The sequence below is a fragment of the Bradyrhizobium sp. AZCC 2176 genome (assembly GCF_036924645.1).
Classification (GTDB): domain Bacteria; phylum Pseudomonadota; class Alphaproteobacteria; order Rhizobiales; family Xanthobacteraceae; genus Bradyrhizobium.
Window position 1 is genome coordinate 1674084 of record NZ_JAZHRX010000001.1, and the last position, 18736, is coordinate 1692819.

At 64.9% G+C, this 18736-nt stretch carries 14 protein-coding genes; 8 read left to right on the top strand and 6 right to left on the bottom strand.

The features are described from left to right. Entirely contained in the window at positions 1 to 234 is a 234-nt protein-coding gene (locus tag V1288_RS07590; RefSeq protein WP_334356464.1) for a hypothetical protein, read from the bottom strand. Between the two features lie 101 nt (positions 235 to 335). On the opposite strand from V1288_RS07590, the gene V1288_RS07595 reads away from it, so the two are divergent. From V1288_RS07595 to V1288_RS07610, 4 genes are all read left to right on the top strand, one after another. Further along, a complete protein-coding gene (locus V1288_RS07595) occupies positions 336 to 656 on the top strand; it encodes a helix-turn-helix domain-containing protein (RefSeq protein WP_334356465.1) in 321 nt (106 codons plus the stop codon). Between the two features lie 223 nt (positions 657 to 879). Next, entirely contained in the window at positions 880 to 1605 is a 726-nt protein-coding gene (locus V1288_RS07600; RefSeq protein WP_334356466.1) for an outer membrane protein, read from the top strand. A gap of 224 nt (positions 1606 to 1829) precedes the next feature. Next, entirely contained in the window at positions 1830 to 3953 is a 2124-nt protein-coding gene (locus V1288_RS07605; protein WP_334356467.1) for a methyl-accepting chemotaxis protein, read from the top strand. Positions 3954 to 4097: 144 nt separating this feature from the next. Then, entirely contained in the window at positions 4098 to 5159 is a 1062-nt protein-coding gene (locus V1288_RS07610; protein ID WP_334356468.1) for an MBL fold metallo-hydrolase, read from the top strand. A 67-nt stretch (positions 5160 to 5226) separates the two neighbouring features. Here V1288_RS07610 and V1288_RS07615 read toward each other — a convergent pair whose 3' ends face one another. Together V1288_RS07615 and mdcA are read right to left on the bottom strand one after the other, a co-directional pair. After that, positions 5227 to 6618 carry a malonyl-CoA decarboxylase gene (locus V1288_RS07615; protein ID WP_334356469.1) on the bottom strand — a complete coding sequence of 464 codons (1392 nt, stop codon included), beginning with the start codon at positions 6616 to 6618 and terminating at the stop codon, positions 5227 to 5229. 4 nt (positions 6619 to 6622) lie between these two features. Further along, on the bottom strand, positions 6623 to 8326 hold the full coding sequence (mdcA, locus tag V1288_RS07620) for a malonate decarboxylase subunit alpha (RefSeq protein ID WP_442893923.1): 1704 nt from the start codon (positions 8324 to 8326) through the stop codon (positions 6623 to 6625). Between the two features lie 108 nt (positions 8327 to 8434). Between mdcA and V1288_RS07625 the strand changes: the two genes are divergently transcribed. From V1288_RS07625 to V1288_RS07635, 3 genes are all read left to right on the top strand, one after another. Continuing rightward, positions 8435 to 9313, top strand: coding sequence for a LysR substrate-binding domain-containing protein (locus tag V1288_RS07625; protein ID WP_334356470.1), 879 nt, complete (start codon positions 8435 to 8437; stop codon positions 9311 to 9313). A gap of 140 nt (positions 9314 to 9453) precedes the next feature. Beyond that, a complete protein-coding gene (gene hemA / locus V1288_RS07630; protein WP_334356471.1) occupies positions 9454 to 10683 on the top strand; it encodes a 5-aminolevulinate synthase in 1230 nt (409 codons plus the stop codon). A gap of 172 nt (positions 10684 to 10855) precedes the next feature. Further along, positions 10856 to 14368: a hybrid sensor histidine kinase/response regulator gene (locus V1288_RS07635; protein ID WP_334356472.1), complete on the top strand. Its 3513-nt coding sequence runs from the start codon at positions 10856 to 10858 to the stop codon at positions 14366 to 14368. Positions 14369 to 14503: 135 nt separating this feature from the next. On the opposite strand, the gene V1288_RS07640 is transcribed toward V1288_RS07635, so the two are convergent. The 3 genes from V1288_RS07640 to V1288_RS07650 form a co-directional block, all read right to left on the bottom strand. Continuing rightward, the gene (locus V1288_RS07640; protein ID WP_334356473.1) at positions 14504 to 15178 is read right to left on the bottom strand and encodes a response regulator transcription factor; all 675 of its coding nucleotides are present in this window, start codon (positions 15176 to 15178) and stop codon (positions 14504 to 14506) included. 183 nt (positions 15179 to 15361) lie between these two features. Further along, entirely contained in the window at positions 15362 to 17494 is a 2133-nt protein-coding gene (locus tag V1288_RS07645) for a DUF294 nucleotidyltransferase-like domain-containing protein (RefSeq protein WP_334356474.1), read from the bottom strand. Between the two features lie 63 nt (positions 17495 to 17557). Further along, a complete protein-coding gene (locus tag V1288_RS07650; RefSeq protein WP_334356475.1) occupies positions 17558 to 18166 on the bottom strand; it encodes a hypothetical protein in 609 nt (202 codons plus the stop codon). 289 nt (positions 18167 to 18455) lie between these two features. Here V1288_RS07650 and V1288_RS07655 point away from each other — a divergent pair, with 289 nt between their 5' ends. After that, complete coding sequence (locus tag V1288_RS07655) at positions 18456 to 18734, top strand: DUF4212 domain-containing protein (protein WP_334356476.1); 279 nt, start codon at positions 18456 to 18458, stop codon at positions 18732 to 18734. Positions 18735 to 18736 lie beyond the last annotated feature (2 nt).

Genomic DNA, 18736 nt, shown 5'->3' on the forward strand with positions numbered 1-18736 from the left:
TCAATACCGCGCGGCTTGCCGCATGGACGCCGGGGTCTCGGTGATGGAGCGCTGCTTGCCGTCGATTGCCACAGTCGTGGCGGGTTCATGCGCCAGCTTGCGCGATGATTCGTGACCGACGAATACACCTGCCGCGGCGAGCAGCAGCACGACATAAAGTGCGAACATGCCGCCGACCCATTTCCAATAAATCTGGCGGGCCTGTGGGGTAAGGCTTTCAAGTAATCGGCGCATGGTTACCTCCTCATCAGGAAACCTAATGGGCTGCGTATAGCCCCCACGCCCGATGCGGTGTGTGACGCACTTCACAGAAGTAGATTTGTAATGGAGAACCCGTGACCGGAGCGGAACTGAAGAAACTTCGCGAACATCTCGGTGAGGCCATCGGCCAGCCGCTGTCGGTGGCCGACATGGCCAAACTCTGCGGGCTGCCGCCGTCCGATGGCGCCGACACCATCCGCCGATGGGAGGTCACCGGCCCGACCGGGCCCGTGGCGGAGTTGCTGCGCATCCTGGCGATGGCCAGCGACCACTATCCGATCCTTGAAATGTTCAACGTGTTCGACCGCCACGACGTCCCGGTGAAAGACCGCCCTGCCCGCCGGCAGGCCTTCCGCGAACAGATGCGCGGCGACGTGCGGCGCCGCATTGGTTAAGCAAAGCTTGCTGAAAGGCTTCGGGGGCTTCGAAAATTAAGCCTTTGCTTACCTTTGATTAGGCCTTCATTAAGTACAAAAAACGTTTGTCCGCCAATAGGTTGGGTTAGCATTCGCTGTCACCTCCAGGTGACAGCATTTTAGTCAAATGCCGTCTATGTGCGTGGTCATGGATGGCGCCCCGCACGAGGGTGTCGCCGAACGGTTTTCGGAGACCAGCACAATGAAGAAGATCCTCGCAGCCCTCGTGGCGTTCGCAGCCCTCACCGCCGCCGCGCCCGCCACCGGCGCCGATCTCGGCGCGCGCCCCTACTACAACAAGGCACCTGTCTATGCGGCGCCGCTCTACAACTGGACCGGCTTCTATATCGGCGGCCATCTTGGCGGCGCCTTCAGCGGCAGCAACGACTTCAATGGCGCGGTGCTGAGCGATTCCAGCGCCCGCCTGCTCGGCGGCGTTCAGGCCGGCATCGACTGGCAGTTCGCGCCGAACTGGGTGCTCGGCACCGAGGGCCAGTATTCCTGGCTCGGCAAGAACAACCTCACCGCCACCTTCCCCGGCGGCTACGTTTACACCAACGATCAGCGCGGCCTCGGCTCGATCACCGCCCGCATCGGCTACACCTGGGGTCCGGGTCTGGTCTATGTCAAAGGCGGCTATGCCTATTCCGACAACCGCGAAACGCTGACCCTGGTCGGCGTTCCGACCGCCTTCCTGCTCGATGGCAACCACAGCCACGGCTGGACCGTCGGCACCGGCGTCGAATACATGTTCGCCCCGAACTGGGCGGTCAAAGGCGAGTACATGTATTACGACTTCGGCAGCAGCCGCTTCGTGACCCCTGCCGCGCTGGCGCCGTTTGGAAACTTCCACACCGACGACCACACGCTGAAGCTCGGCGTCAATTATCGCTTCAACTTCGCAAGCCCGGTGGTGGCGCGCTACTGAGCGATTTCAACTGCGAATCGCAGAAGGCCGGCTTTCACGCCGGCCTTTTTATTTTTTGGGCTTTCGCTCGCGTTTTCCGGCTCGCGAAAAATCCAATGCGGCAGCGTCCTGCAACTAAAATTATGGCGAAAAAGGTTCCGGTTTTCCAAACTTGTTAACCGGGTATCGCGATACTGCCGCGCGAGGAAACATCCCAAGGTAGCGTAGACGGGGCAGCGGGGCAGATGGCACGACAGAAATTGCAACACAAAGGTTTCCGCTTCGGCGTCAGAGGCAGCCTGTTTGCCGCCTTCGCCGTCATCGCCGGCATGGCGATCGTCATCTCTGCCGGCGCCGGCCTGATGCTCGGGCGGCTCGGCGGGACCATGGTCGATCTGAGCGGACGCGACATTCCCCGTCTCGCCGCCAGCCTGCAACTGTCGGCGCAGAGCGCGAGCCTCGCCAGCCAGGGGCCGGCACTGCTGGCTGCGCGCAGCGAAGAGGCGCTGAACGATCGAACCAGGAAAATGAAGGAAACCCAGGCGGTCGCGCTGCAGAAGCTCGGCGAGATCGTCGAGCTCGGTGCCGACAAGGCGGTCGTTGCAGCGCTCACCGAGAACATGAAGAACATCGATGAGGTGATCAAGAGCCTCGGCTCGGCCGCGCGCGAGCGGCTCGAACTGGCCGCCCAGCACGAAAAGCTCTACGACGCGGTGCGCAAGGCGCAGCGGCGCTTCGTGGCCGCCGCCGGCCCTGCGGCAATCGACGCGCAGACCGAGCTCTACAGCATCTACGCTGCCCCCAACTTCTCGCAGGCCGAAGCCATCCGGGCACACAAAACCGCCGACCAGCTCGCCGACATCGCCGCCAGCGGCAATCTCATGGCGTTCGACATGATCGCGGCGCTTTCGACCAACAGCGGCGACGTACTCGAAGCCACCGCCAGGGACTTCCGCACCGCGCAGGCGCGCGTGAAGTCGAATCTCGAAGCGCTGCCCAAGACCACGGCAATGCGCTCCGTTCAAAACACCACCTTGAGCCTGCTGGCGCTTGCCGACGGCAAGACCGGCATCTTCAAGGTCCGCCAGCAGGAACTGGATGCGGACGATTACGGCCAGACCATTCTGGAGGAAACCCGCAAGCTCAATGTCGGCCTCGGCATCAGCGTGCAGCAACTGGTCGACGGCGTGCAGAAGGAAACCGACGCCGCGGCTTGGCAGGCGCGACAGGAAATCTCGTTCGGGACCATGGTCATGGCTGCCCTCGGCATCATGACGCTGGTCGGTTCAATCCTGTTCGTCTGGCTCTATGTCGGCCGCAACATCCTGCGGCGCATCAGCAACCTGCAGCGCTCGATGCAATTGCTGTCCAGCGGCGACCTCGAGACGGAGGTCTATCAGACCCACCACCAGGACGAGATCGGCGTGATGGCGGATTCGCTGCATGTGTTCCGCGAAAGCATGATCCAGAGCCGCGCGCTCTCCTCCGAGCAGGACAAGGACCGCATCGCCAAGGCCGAGCGCGCCAACCGCATGGAAGCCCGCATCGTCGAGTTCGAGAGCACCGTTCGCGCCGCGCTCGACAGCCTGCAGACCGCCGCAGGTTCGATGCAATCGACCGCGCAAAGCATGTCGGCGACCGCCGATCAATCGAGCGCACTGGTGACCGCGGTGGCGACGGCTGCCGAGCAGACTTCGGCCAACGTGCAGACGGTGTCGTCGGGTACCGAGGAATTGTCCTCTTCGATCGAGGAGATCGGCCGTCAGGTCATCACCTCGGCGGAAATCGCCCGCAAGGCGGTCGACGACGCCGGCGCGACCGACGCCACCATGCAGGGGCTCGCGGATAACGCCGCCCGCATCAGCGTGGTGGTCGATCTGATCCAGACCATCGCCTCGCAGACCAACCTCTTGGCGCTGAACGCCACCATCGAGGCGGCACGCGCCGGCGACGCCGGCCGCGGCTTCGCCGTGGTCGCCTCCGAGGTGAAGAGCCTCGCCAACCAGACCGCAAAGGCGACCGACGAGATCCGCCAGCAGATCGTCAGCATGCAGACGGTGACGACATCGGCCGTCAGCGCGATCCGGAACATCAGCAACACGATCAGCGAGATCAACGAGGTGACCACCGCGATCGCGGCGGCGGTCGAGGAGCAGGGTGCGGCGACGCGCGAGATCGCGCGCAACATCCAGCACGCCGCCGGCGGCACCAGCGAAGTTTCCACCAACATCGTCGGTGTCTCCAGCGCCTCGTCGCAGGCCGGAACCGCCGCCGGCCAGGTGCTGACCGCCTCCGGCGCACTGCGCCGCGAGGCCGATGTGCTGCGCGAGGAGATCGACGCGTTCCTGTCGAATATCCGGGCGGCGTAGTCACCCCGCACTCGTCATTCCGGGGCTATGCGAAGCATAGAACCCGGAATCTCGAGATTCCGGGTTCGTCCTTCGGACGCCCCGGAATGACGGCCAACACTTTTTCGGCTAGCGCGGCGCCGCCTCTACCGCTAAGCCGGTAGCATGCATTCGAAAACCGACACGGTGCAGTCCTCGGCCGAGGCACTGCGATACCCCTTCGAAAACCACCCCGGCCACGATCAGGTCGTCGAGGTGGTGCCCGGCGTGCTTTGGGTCCGCCTGAAGCTGCCGTTCCGGCTCAATCACGTGAACATCTATCTGCTCGCCGACGGCGACGGCTGGGCGATGATCGATTCCGGCTTCGGCAATGAGGAATCCATTGCGGCCTGGACCACGCTGTTCGAGGGGCCGCTTCGGCATGTGAAGATCACGCGGCTGATCGTCACCCATTCACATCCCGATCACGTCGGCCTTGCCGGCTGGATCACGGAGCGCTTCGACTGCCCGCTGCAGATGTCGCAGGTCGAATATCTGCAATCGGTCTATCACCAGAACCGCGGCACCGAGGAACGGCGCAACGCGCAGCGGCTGTTCTTTCGCCGGCACGGCATGGACGAGGGCCTGACCGACAGATTGCTCGGCCGCGGCCAGGACTATTTGAAGCGGGTATCGGTGCTGCCGCCGTCCTATCGCCGCATCTCGCATGGCGACGAGGTCGTGATCGGCACCCGCCGCTTCAAGGTGATCACCGGCGGCGGACATGCGCTCGACCAGGTGATGCTGTATTGCGCCGCCGACAAATTGTTCCTCTCCGCCGACCAGGTGCTGAGCAAGATTTCGCCCAATGTCAGCGTCTGGGCGGTCGAGCCCGACCAGAACTCGCTCGGCGAATATCTGGCCTCGCTGGCCAGCCTCACCACCACGCTGCCTTACGACGTGATGGTACTGCCCGGCCACGGCGTGCCGTTCTACGGGCTGAAGACCCGCATCAAGCAGCTCGCCGACCATCACGAGGACCGCTGCCGCCTGATCGCGGAAGCCTGCCGGGAAGTGCCGCAGACCTCGAAGGATCTGGTGCCGGTCGTATTCCACAAGCACGTGCTGGATGAGCACCAGATGGGCTTTGCCGCCGGCGAACTGGTCGCGCATGTCAACTACATGCTGGTCGAGGGCCGCCTGACGTCCGAGGTCAGCGACGGCGTGCTGCGGTTCCGCACCACCTGAGCAGCCTGCGCTGCCGCCTTGCGCAAGCCGGCCTGGCGGACGCAGGCTTCCCCAAACGGACGATGCGTCACCGGGCATCTACAGCCGGCGATTCGCGGCGTTGCCGGGCCATGATCAGCGTGTCGACGTCCGACGACCGTACCACCGTCCCGTCATGGGCGAAGGTCTCGTGGTTGGCCTCGATCGTCCCGGGGTCGTAGAGGTAATTGACCATGATGCCGAAGGATTCCTCGATGCCGCGCGGCGCGGCATTGCCGAGCCAGTTGATGCGCTCCAGCCGCGCGCCATTGCCGAGATGGAAGCGCGCGACCGGATCGATCGGCGGCTTCGATGCGACCGGTCGCGTCAGATAGCTCGCACAATGGCGCATCAGCCAGGGACGCAGCGCCTCGCTCCGCGACGCGTCGCGCCACCAACCGTCGGTCTTCAGTTCAGCCAATGCCGCAGCGTCGACCTCGCTCGCATCCGCCAGCGTGGCCGCCAGCCAGCGTCGAAAGCCCGGCACCGGCGACAGGGTGGAGAAACGGGTCAAATGCGGCAGCTCGGCCTTCAACTCCTCCACTACCTGCTTGATCAGGAAATTGCCGAACGAAACGCCGCGCAGGCCATCCTGGCAGTTCGAAATCGAATAGAAGATCGCAGTGTCCGCGCGCCGCGCCCGCTGCCGCGCGGCATCGTCGTCGCCGTCCTGGACCAGCAGCGGCTGCACCGCTCCGGCGAGCCCCTGCACCAGCGCGACTTCAACAAAGATCAGGGGTTCGCCCGGCAGTGCCGGATGAAAGAAGGCAAAGCAGCGCCGGTCGGGCGCCAGGCGGCGGCGCAGATCATCCCAGCCCTGAATCTCGTGCACCGCCTCATAGGCGATCAGCTTGTCGAGCAGCGCCGCCGGCGACTGCCAGTCGATCCGCCGCAGTTCGAGAAAGCCGCGGTTGAACCAGGATGCGAACAGATGCTTGAGATCGCCATCCAGCGACTTCAGGGCCGGCTCGTCGCGCAGATGCGCCGTCAGCTCCTTGCGCATGGCGACGAGCGCGCTGGTGCCGCCGCTTGCCATGTTCATTCGCCGCAACAGCTCCTGCCGCGGCGGATCGGCGGCTTGCGCAAGCCGCGCTGCGTTCTCGGCCGTGGCGCCGGCAAGATAGGCTTGCGCGGCCGTCCGCAACGCGGCGGCGTCGGGCAGGAAGTTGGTGGCGAGATGGCGGTGGAAGCGGCGGCGATCGTCGGCATCGAGGCCCCGCAGGACGTCGTGCAGCTCGCGCGCGACCATCGCGCCGGAGGCTTCGCCGCGTTCGGACAGCAACGCTGCCGCGAGCCGCTTCGCCTGATCGAGCGGCGCGATCACATCGTGCGCCGATCCGGCGTCGGCGCTGCTGCGCAGGCCGAGCGAAATCCGAAGCCGCTCCAACCAGGACGACCCCGGCCGCGCGTCGCGAAGACTGCTGGTTCGGGCGTTCTTCATCACACTATCCTTCTGCGGAATCGAGCGCCGGCGTCGCCTGGGCGTCGGCCGTTGCGGGCTTCGCGATTGCCGGCCGAAGGAATTTCGCCGGCGGCGCATAAAGTCCGCCGGAGCAGACGACGAGATCGCCGAGCGTCTGCGCGGCGAGCAGATCGCGCGTTGCCGTCGTGGCATCGATGCCGAGATCGGACGGCCGCATCACGATGCCGCGCCTGCGCAGCTCCTCGGTCACGCCGGCCGACCGCGCGCGTCCGAATTCGGTATCACCGGCAACGGCCCGCAGCGCTGCCGCGCGTTCCTCCACGGAGCGGCAAAGCAGGAGATTTGCGACGCCTTCCTCGGTGATCACATGCGTGACGTCATCGCCGTAGATCATCACCGGCGGCAATGCGAAGCCCGCGGCCGTCGCCAGGTCGAACGCATCCAGCCGTTCGACAAAGCTCGGCGCGCCATTGGGCTGCCGGGTCTGGACCATCTGCACGACAAGCTTGCGCCCGCGGATGGTTTCGCCGGCCTCCCTACCCGCGCGCAACCAGGCCGGACTGTCATGCCGTCGTCCGCGCGCATCGGCGCCCATATTCGGCGCGCCGCCGAAACCGGTGATCCGGTCCTTCGTCGCCGTGGAGCTGTTGCCCTCAGCGTCGATCTGCAGGGTGCCGCCGACGAAGAGGTCGCAGGCATATTGCCCGGCGACCTGGGCCAGCGCGCGGTTCGAGCGCAAATTCCCGTCATTGCCCACCGGAAACACATCGGCACGCGCCGACATGTATCGCTCCATGCCGAGCTCGGAGCCGAAGCAATAGACGTTGTCGACGAAGCCGGCCTCGATCGCGGGGATCAGCGTCGGATGCGGATTGAGCACGAAGTGTCTTGCGACCTTCCCCTTTAATCCGCGCATCGCGGCGAAGGTCGGAAGGATCAATTCGATCGCCGCCGTGGCGTAACCGATGCCGTGATTGAGCCGCTGTACTTGGTAGGGCTCATAGACGGCGGCAATCGCCATCATCGCCATCAGGATATTCTGGTCGCGAACTTTTGCGGGATCCCGCGTGAACAGCGGCTCGATGAGGTATGGCTTTGGGCCCGGGACGACGAAGTCGACCCAATCGCCGGGAATGTCGACCCGCGGCAAGCGATCGACGATCTCATTGACCTGTGCCACCACGATCCCGCCACGGAAGGCGGTCGCCTCCGTGATGACCGGCGTGTCCTCGGTGTTCGGACCCGTGTAGAGGTTGCCGTCGCGGTCGGCCTTGTCGGCCACGATCAACGCAACGCGCGGCGTCAGGTCGACCAGCATCCGCGCGTAAAGTTCGAGATAGGTGTGAATCGCGCCGATCTTCAGCGAACCCGTCGCGACCAGGTCGGCGAGCTTGCGGCTTTGCGGGCCGGCGAAGGCAAAGTCGAGCCGGCCGGCGATGCCGCGCTCAAACACCGCGAGGTGATCGGGCAAGGCCAGCACCGACTGCACCATGTGCAGATCATGCAGCCGCGCAGGATCGGCTTTGGCGAGTGCGGCAGAGAGAAAATCGGCCTGCTTCTGATTATCGCCTTCGACCGCGACACGGTCGAAGGGCTCGATGACGGCCTCAAGCAGTGCCGTGGCGCGATCGGGCGGACAGATTTTTCCGCCGCCGCAGACCGATTGAGCCCTGCGCAAACGATCGCCGCGGTTTGTCGATCTCGGGGTTGGCTGTTGTGACATCATGAGCCCTTCCGTGGTCCGGGGTACCGACGACGAAAGTTAGGGGCGGGGCATTGATTATAGAAACGATATTTTATAATATAATTGATTGCTAAACCTGATCAGTTGGCCATGCTCGAATTCGACCTCCTCCGCACCTTCGTCGCCGTGGCCGATTGCGGCGGCTTCCATCGTGCGGCCGAACAGCTCCACCTCACGCAGTCGGCGGTAAGCCAAAAGATCAAGCGCCTCGAACTCGAAACCAAGCGGCCGCTATTCCGTCGCACCACGCGGACGGTCGCGTTGACCGACGACGGCGAGATGCTGCTGGATGACGCGCGGCGGCTCCTGCAGCTTGAAGAAGCGGCGCGGCGCCGCCTCAACGCCCCGCAACTATCCGGCATGGTGCGCCTGGGCGCGGTCGAGGAAGTCGCCAGCGGTTCGCTGCCGCCCGCGCTCGGCCGTTTCGCCAAATTGCATCCGCATGTGAAGCTCGAGGTGCAGATCGGCGTCAGTTCCGAACTGATCGGAGAGCTCGACGCCGGACGGCTCGACGTGGTGCTGGCCAAGCGTCCGCTCGGCACATCACGCGGGCGTCTTGCATGGCGCGAGCCGCTGTTATGGACCGCCGCAGACACCTTCGAGCTCGCTCCCGGGGCCCCGTTGCCGCTGGCACTGTACCGCGAGCATTCGGTGTCGCGTGAGGCCGCCCTTCAGGCGCTGCGCACCAGCGATCTTTCCTGGGAGATCGTCTACACCAGCCCCAGCCTGACCGGTGTCCGCGCCGCGGGCCTCGCCGGCCTTGCCGTCACGCCCCTGCCGGTGAGCGCCATCGTCGGCGGCTTACGCGTGCTCGGCGCCGCGGAGGGCCTGCCGCGGCTTCCCGATCTCGAATTCGCGATCTTTGAGCGGGATCGGCCCGCGGCCGCAGCGGCGGCGCTGGCTGCAACGCTCGCGTCACTTGCGCCGGCTGCAGAACACCCCGTTCGCAGGGCCAGGAAGCGCAACTAGCGCCTTGATCCCGATCAACATTTGCTCCGCCTGGGTAGCATCCCGGAGCCGCGCCAAAATGTGGGGATTCGCATAGACATCAAAGCTGGAAAGGCTCTAAAAAGGCGCGAAGCCAATCCGGCCGGTTCCAGGTCCTTGTGATGGATTACAGCAAATTCTTCAGTGCCGCCCTCAACCGCCTGCATGACGAGCGGCGCTACCGGGTGTTCGCCGACCTCGAGCGGATCGCGGGCCGCTTCCCGCATGCGGTGTGGCACTCGCCAAAAGGCCCGCGCAATGTCGTGATCTGGTGCTCCAACGACTATCTCGGCATGGGCCAGCACCCCAAGGTGGTCGGCGCCATGGTCGAGACCGCCACAAGGGTTGGCACCGGCGCCGGCGGCACCCGCAACATCGCCGGCACCCATCACCCGCTGGTGCAGCTCGAGCAGGAACTGGCCGATCTGCACGGCAAGGAAGCCTCGCTGCTGTTCACCTCGGGCTACGTCTCGAACCAGACCGGCATCTCGACGATCGCCAAACTCATTCCGAACTGCCTCATTCTCTCTGACGCGCTGAACCACAATTCGATGATCGAAGGCGTCCGTCAGGCCGGCTGCGAGCGGCAGATCTTCCGCCACAACGACCTCGCCCATCTCGAGGAACTCTTGATCGCGGCAGGTCCCGAGCGGCCCAAGCTGATCGCCTGCGAGAGCCTTTATTCGATGGATGGCGACGTCGCGCCGCTTTCGAAAATCTGCGATCTCGCCGAGAAATACGGCGCCATGACCTATGTCGACGAGGTCCATGCGGTCGGCATGTACGGCCCCCGCGGCGGCGGCATTGCCGAGCGTGACGGCGTCATGCACAGGATCGACGTGCTCGAAGGCACGCTGGCCAAGGCGTTCGGCTGCCTCGGTGGCTATATTGCGGCTAAGGCCGAGATCATCGACGCGGTCCGCTCCTACGCGCCGGGCTTCATCTTCACGACCGCGCTGCCGCCGGCGATCTGCTCGGCCGCGACCGCGGCGATCCGGCATCTGAAGACCTCGAACTGGGAACGTGAGCGCCACCAGGACCGCGCCGCCCGGGTCAAGGCGATCCTCAATGCCGCCGGCCTGCCTGTGATGTCGAACGACACCCATATCGTGCCGCTGTTCGTCGGCGACCCCGAGAAGTGCAAGCAGGCGTCCGATATCCTGCTGGAGGAACACGGCATCTACATCCAGCCGATCAACTATCCGACGGTGGCCAAGGGCACCGAGCGGCTGCGGATCACGCCCTCGCCCTACCACGACGACGGGCTGATCGATCGGCTCGCGGACGCGCTGCTGCAGGTCTGGGACCGCCTCGGCCTGCCCGTGAAGCAGAAATCGCTGGCGGCCGAGTAACCCTACCCCTCCCAATCCTTCCGAATTGGGCCGGTAGCGCGGTGCGCTGGCGGCCCAAAGCGTTTATACTGCTCTCTTCCGGCCATTTGTCCGGCTATGGCGCTTGCGCGCTTCCGGCCGGCGTGGAGACAGCACGTCCGCATCAAGTGCCGGGAGAGGGAGACCCGCAGCGATGCTGCACGACTGGGGCGTAATCGCCGCCGCGTTCGCCTATATCGGCTTGCTGTTCGTCGTCGCCAGCTATGGCGACCGCCTGTCGCCGAGCCAGCGCGGCCGCGCCAGCATGCTGATCTATCCGCTGTCGCTGGCGATCTACTGCACCTCCTGGACCTTCTTCGGCTCGGTCGGCTTCGCCACCCGCACCAGCATCGACTTCCTCGCGATCTATGTCGGCCCGATCCTGATGATCGGGCTTTGCACGCCGCTACTGCGGCGCGTGATCCAGCTCGCCAAGTCGCAGAACATCACCTCGATCGCCGACTTCATCGCCGCGCGTTACGGCAAGAGCCAGGCGGTCGCCGCCACCGTGGCCATGATCGCGATCGTAGGCTCGGTGCCCTACATCGCGCTGCAGCTCAAGGCGGTGGCGTCCTCGCTGGAGACGATCCTGACTGAGGACAAGCTGTTCTCCTCGATTCCGCTGATCGGCGACATCGCGCTGGTCGTGACCCTGGCGATGGCGGCATTCGCCGTGCTGTTCGGCACCCGCCAGACCGACGCCACCGAGCACCAGCACGGCCTGATGCTGGCGATCGCCACCGAATCCATCGTCAAGCTGGTGGCCTTTATCGCCGCCGGCGCCTTCGTCACCTTCTGGATGTTCACGCCCGTTGAGCTGATCGAGCGCGCGATAAAGACGCCGGAGGCGGTGCGCGCGATCAGCTATGTGCCGTCGATCGGCAATTTCCTCACCATGACGCTGCTGTCGTTTTGCGCGATCATGCTGCTGCCGCGGCAGTTCCACGTCAGCGTGGTCGAGAATTCCAGCCTCGAGGAGGTCCGCCGCGCGCGCTGGCTGTTCCCGCTCTATCTGGTCGCCATCAACCTGTTCGTGATTCCAATCGCGATCGCCGGCCTCGTCACCTTCCCGTTCGGCGCCGTCGACAGCGACATGTATGTGCTGGCGCTGCCGATCGAGGCCAATTCCGCCCTCCTCAGCATTGCCGTATTCGTCGGCGGCCTGTCGGCCGCGACCGCGATGGTGATCGTGGAATGCGTCGCGCTCTCCATCATGGTCTCCAACGATATCGTGTTGCCGATGGTGCTGCAGGGAAGCCCCGGGGCGCGCGACGGCAGCAAGGATTTCGGTGACTTCCTGCTCAAGATCCGGCGCTTTGCGATCTTCGCCATCATGGTGATGGCGTATTTCTACTATCGCGCGCTCGGCAACACCCAGTTGGCGGCGATCGGCCTGCTGTCATTCGCAGCGCTTGCGCAACTGGCACCGGCCTTCTTCGGCGGCCTGCTGTGGCGGCAGGGAACCGCGCGCGGGGCGATGGGCGGCATGCTGCTGGGCATCGCGGTGTGGGTCTACACGCTGTTCCTGCCGAGTTTTCTGGAAGGCAGTCCCGCCGGTCTGCTGCTGTTGCAGCAAGGCCCGTTCGGCATCACGGCGCTGCGTCCGCAAGCGCTGCTCGGCACCGATCTGCCGCCGCTGATGCACGGCGTGTTCTGGTCGCTTTCGCTCAACATCCTGACCTATGTCGTGATGTCGCTCGCGCGCCAGCCCTCCTCGATCGAACGGCTGCAGGCGGACCTGTTCGTGCCGAACACGCTGACGCCGACCGCCCCGACCTTCCGGCGCTGGCGCACCACGGTGACCGTGCAGGACATCCAGAGCACGGTGGCGCAATATCTCGGCCCCGAGCGCGCTGCCCAGGCCTTCGAGACCTTTGCCGCCAATCATCCCGGCAATCTCGATCCGGCCGCTCCGGCCGATTTCGAGTTGCTGCAATACGCCGAACGCCTGATCGCCTCCTCGATCGGGGCGGCGTCCTCGCGCCTGGTGATGTCGCTTCTGCTGCGCAAGCGCACCGTCTCCGCCAAGGCCGCGCTGAAGCTGCTCGACGATTCCCACGCCGCGCTGCATTTCAACCGCGAGATCCTGCAGACTGCGCTCAACCATGTGCGCCAGGGCATCGCAGTGTTCGACGCCGATCTGCAACTGATCTGCTCGAACCACCAGTTCGGCGAAATTCTCGCGCTGCCGCCGCATTTGGTTCAACTCGGCATTCCCTTGCAGGAAATCCTGGAATTCATGGGCGCAGTCAGCGCCTCAGGCGCCGGCGATCTCGATACGCTGCTGGAGCGGCGGCTGGCCGCCTACACCACCGAGGGCGAGCCCTATCTGGAGCGCCTGCCCGACCGGCACATGGTGATCGAGGTCCGCTCCAACCGGATGCCGGGCGGCGGCTTCGTCATCACCTTCTCCGACGTCACGCCGAGCTTCGAGGCCGCCGAAGCGCTGGAACGCGCCAATGCGACGCTGGAAAAGCGCGTGCGCGACCGCACCGAGGAACTCACCCGCCTGAATTCCGAACTGGCGCAGGCCAAGAGCACCGCCGAGGACGCCAATATCTCGAAGACCCGGTTCCTGGCGGCCGCCAGCCACGACATCCTGCAGCCGCTCAACGCGGCGCGGCTTTACGTGACCAGCCTGGTCGAACGACAGAACGGCGGCGAGGATTCGCGCCTGGTCGAGAACATCGACGACTCGCTGGAGGCGATCGAGGAGATCCTCGGCGCGCTGCTGGACATCTCGCGGCTCGATGCGGGGGCGATGACGACCTCGATCTCAAGCTTCAAGATGGCTGACCTGATGCGCTCGCTCGAGATTGAGTTCGCGCCGATCGCCCGCGCCAAGGGGCTGGAACTGGCCTTCGTGCCCTGCTCGCTGCCGGTGCAATCCGACCGCTCGCTGCTGCGCCGGCTGCTGCAGAATTTCATCTCCAACGCCATCAAATACACCCCGCGCGGGCGCGTGCTGGTCGGTTGCCGCCGCCACGGACAGTCGCTGCGGATCGGCGTCTACGACACCGGCGTGGGTATTCCCGTGACGAAACGCGGCGAGATCTTCAAGGAGTTTCACCGCCTCGAACAGGGCGCGCGGATCGCCCGCGGCCTCGGTCTTGGCTTGTCGATCGTCGAGCGGCTGGCGCGCGTGCTCAACCACGGCATCGCGATCGACGCTAACGTCAGTGGCGGCTCGGTGTTTTCGGTGACGGTGCCGATCGCCAAGGCGATCGACCACACCGCCGCGGTCACCAGCGCCACGCCGCTCTCCAGAACGCCGATAAGCGGCGCGCTGGTCGTCTGCATCGAGAACGACCCGGCGATCCTCGACGGTATGAAGACGCTGCTGACGGCGTGGGACGCCGAGGTGATCGCGGTCACCGACCCCGACGCCGCGATCGCGGCGGTCGAAGCCTCCGGCAGCAGCGTGACCGGCCTTCTGGTCGATTATCATCTCGACCGCGGCAACGGCGTCGCCGCGATCCGCGAGATCCGCCGCCGCTTCGGCGAAAATATTCCGGCCATCCTGATCACGGCGGATCGCAGCCCGAACGTCCGAGCCGCCGCGCGCGAGGAAAACATCGCGATCCTCAACAAGCCGGTGAAGCCAGCTTCACTTCGCGCCCTGCTCGGCCAGTGGCGGGCGCAACAGATGGTGGCGGCGGCGGAGTAGCTCCGTCATTTGCGGGATGGTCCGAAGGACCAGACCTCAGGGGTGCAATTTCAATTCGGGGAATCTCGAGATTCTCAGGTGCGCAATCGCGCACCATAGTTCGATGCTGCGCATCGCCCCGGAACGACACTGACATCACCCCGTCGGCGTGCCCTGGCGCCACTGGCCGCCGGAGATTTTCGCGGCCGCAATCACGGCCTGCGTCCGGCTTTCGACGCCGAGCTTCTGCAGGATCGCCGAAACATGCGCCTTGATCGTCGCTTCCGACACGCCGAGCTCATAGGCGATCTGCTTGTTGAGCAGGCCCTCCGACAGCATCATCAGCACGCGCACCTGCTGCGGGGTCAGCGTGACGAGACGATCGCGCAGCCGCGCCATGTCGGGATCGTCGGCCGACGAAAGGTCGGTGTCCGGCGGGACCCAGACGTCGCCCTCCATCACCTTCATGATGGCGTCGCGCAGCGTTTCGACGCCGAAGCGCTTGGGGATGAAGCCCGAGGCGCCGAAGTCGAGCGACCTTCGGATCGTGCCGGCATCGTCGCTCGCGGACACGATGATCACCGGGATCGCGGGAAACTGTGCGCGCAGGTAGATCAAGCCGGAGAATCCCGAGATCCCCGGCATGGTGAGATCGAGCAGGATCAAATCGACGTCGGAATCCCGTTCCAGCAGCGCGGTGAGATCATCGAACGACCCCGCCTCGCTGATGACGGCCGACGCCACGACACTGCCAACCGCCTGCCGCAAGGCGTCGCGGAATAGCGGGTGGTCATCGGCGATGACGAGGTGGGTATTGGCAGCAGCAGTCATCTACTTCTTGCGAAAAGCGTTGCGGCAAACCGGTGACCATTTTTCCGCAGGCCTGCCAAGCGGTTTGGCAATTGTCCCCTGCCCGGCTGTCGCATGCAAGCGCCCAATTCTCTCACGCGGTAAAGCAGTTAACCGCCCGATTTGTGCACCGCAACAAGGTGACGGGATTCCGTGCGTCCTTAATCAATCCCCGAACAGCAGATCGCGGGTCAGCTTGTCGACGGCGCGGACCGCCTGGAGCGCCACACGCAAACGGTCGTAATCGCGGGCCGGCAATTGCTTGACCGAGACGGTGTTGGCAGGCGGTGTCCCGTGAGCGATATCCTCAATCTGCTGCGACAGGATGAGATCGAGAAATATGCCCTGAGCCTCGACCAGCGTATCGAGATCGGTCTCGCTCACGTGAACAAGCGCCTTCACGCCAGCGAGCCGCGCCGGCGTCGATCGGTCGGTCACATGGTAACGGATCGCCATGGCCCGCGCCGCGGCGACAATGCCGAACAGCCCGGCTGCCTTGAGGTCGATGCGGCCGCCTTCGGTACGGATGCCGCCGAAGAATTTCAGGCTCACGGGAACGCTGACACTTTCGACCAGGAGCTTGGCGAACGCGGCCTGGCCTTCGGCCGCGGCGAAGGCCGCCTGCCTCACGGCCACGGCCAAGCCGCCTTCGCCGTGAACCGCCCGCAGGTCGAAGAAGATATCGACGGACAGCAGATCGCTGGGGTTAGAGCGCATGATCCAGTGGTCGATCCGATTCCGCCACGTTGCGACGGAACCACGCCACGGCGCGTTCTTCGCCATCACGCCGCCCTTGCAATACGGCACGCCGGCCTCGTGCAGGATGTCCGCGACATGCGTGCCGAGCGCCGCGAACCAGCGATCCTCCTCGCTATCAGGTTCGCCGCGCTCGAAAATCACGGCATTGTCCTGGTCCATCGCCAGCATGCTTTCGCCGCGGCCGGCCGAGCCGAGCACGACCACGGCATAGCCGCACGGGGGCCCGCCCTGGCCGCGCTCCCGCATGATCCGCTCGGCGATCACGGCGGCCTGACCGGTGAGCGCGCCGAGTTCGCGGGAAATCACTTCCGCGATATCGCGACCGGAAAGTCCTTCCGCCATCAGAGATTCCGCGACCCGCGGCAGCTTGGCCCAGGCAAGCGCCAAGGCGTGCGCGTCCGCGGCATCGTCAATCTCTTCGCCGAGCGAAATGGCCTCCCCGGCGCGTAACCGCAGCAGGTCTCGCGCGGACAATGCCCCGATCACGCGGCCGGCTTCGTCGATGACACCGAGATGGCGGGTCTTGAGACGGTTCATGCGGCCGATGGCGCGATAGACAAAGGCGTCCGCGGAAACCGCTGCCAGCGGATGGCTCATGATCTGCCTGACCGGCAATTCGAGCGCGGCGGCGCCGAAGCGGGCGATCGCGCGCAGCACGTCGTGTTCCGTGACAATCCCTGCCTCCGCGGCCTTCACGTCGCCGGAAGCGGCGTTGGGCGCCACATACAGCGCCGACGTTCTCTCGCTCGCCAGCCGCGCGAGGACCTCGTGGACCGAAATGCCGGATGCCACAAAGACCGGAGGCATCCGCATGATATCGCGATTGCGGTGCCGATAGGCGTAGCTGTCGAAACGTTTCAGCGTTCGTTCCGCGTCGGCGCGTTCCGGAGCTTCGACGGCCTGGATCCAGCCGGCCCGCGCCTCATCGTCGAGTACGGAAGTAAGGGCGAGGCACGCCCGTTCGGCCTCGGCAATGGTACGGATGCCGTGGTCGCGCAACTTCGGCACCAGCGCCACAAACACCCGCGCCGCCGTTATGGCGTCGCCGAGCGCGGAATGCCGGTCGACGACGTCGACACCCATCCAGGCGGCGAGTTCGTCGAGCGAATAGCCAGCCAGTTCGGGTGCGGCGATCTGCGCCAACTGCCGCGTGTCGAGCGTGCGTGGCCGTATCCAGGGCAGGCCGGCGAGATCGCATTCGCGCTTCAGCACCGCAAGGTCGAACCCTACCGCGTGCCCGATCACCGGTGCCTGGCCGAGAAACGAACGGAAGCCCGGCCAGACATCGGCAAACAACGGCGAGCCGGCGACCATGGCGTCGTCGATGCCGTGAATGCGCGTCGTTTCGACCGGGATCGATTGACCGGCCGGCCGCAGCAATTGACGGAAGGATTCGCCGGCAACCAGCTTTCCGGCCGACAGTCGCACTCCGGCAAGCTCGATCACCCGCGCCTTGCGCGGATCGAGGCCAGTGGTCTCGGTATCGATGACAACGGCGTCGAGCGACAAAAGCGGGGCGCCGCCAATCGTCCTGTCCATCGCCCCTCCCTTTCGCGCGGCGGCCGCGCGATCGGCCCGGCGCCGGGACGGCCGAATGCCGTCCTACTTCTGCAGCGCGGCAGTCAATGCGGATGCATCGATCCGGTCGACCAGTTCATCATGGATGTTGCACAGGCTGACACGAAGGTAGTTGCGCGTGGTCTGAAAATCCCGCCCGCGCAGCTTTTCGTGGATCGGCATCATGGCAAAGTAGTCCTCCGCCAGCGGTTCGGGAATGTCCATCACCCGCTTCGGCGCGTGTCCCCCCACCAGGTCGAGCCGGTGCTCGAGCTCGCGCCGCGCTTCCTGCCAGCCGGCCTCGCCGATCGACGGCGGCACCGGATAACGGTCGAAAACCGAAAGCACGACTGCGATGATCCGGTCGAGCACCACCCGGCGATTCTCGCCGGCGTGCGGGCGCAAAACCACGTCGACCGTCTCGCCCACCATCGAAAGACCGAGCGGAAACGCCCGCCAGCGCGCATGTTCGACCGATTTGGCGAACCCTTCCTCGGCAAACAGCACCTTGGCGTAGTGGCCCGCGCGGGCACGGGAATATTCGTAGATTCCCTTCTGCACGATGAAAGCCGACTGCGCATTGATGAAGTCGGCAAGCGCCTCACGGTCGCGAATTGGCGGGCGCGGGCGAAAGAACTTTTCGAACAGCTTCATCGCGGGCCTTCCTGCCAGATGGACCAAGTTAGTTCGCCAGCATTTCCGGCATTTGCCAAGCTCGCATCCTGAAGGGGCGCATCACTCTTAGCAGTTGCAGCAACTTTATTCCCCCAAAGTACTATTAAGGTGGAACCGACCCAGGTGTTAACCTTCGTTGACTCCAAACCGGCACCAGACCGGTTGGAGGGGTGGCACGGGGGGCGCCGCGCTGACGGGATTTCATTCCCCTCGATCATTCAACCCCGGCTCGTTTGCTGGCCGGCGTTTTGAGGAGGAATTGTAGCCCATGCCCGACTCGACAAGCCTGAAAGCGAAAGAAGAAGCCCACTGGGCGAGGACATCGCGGCTGATGTTCACGCATCTCGCGGTCTGGTTCTTCTTTGGCTTCATCATCCACATGTTCGTGAAGCCGCTCAACGCCATCATCATTCCGATCCTCGGTTTCCCGCTCGGCTTCTACATGGCCGCGCAGGGGTCGCTCATCGTGTTCGTGGTCATGCTGTTCATGTTCGCAAAACAGCAGGACAAGATTGATCGCGAATACGGCTTTGCCGAGGAAGATTGAGG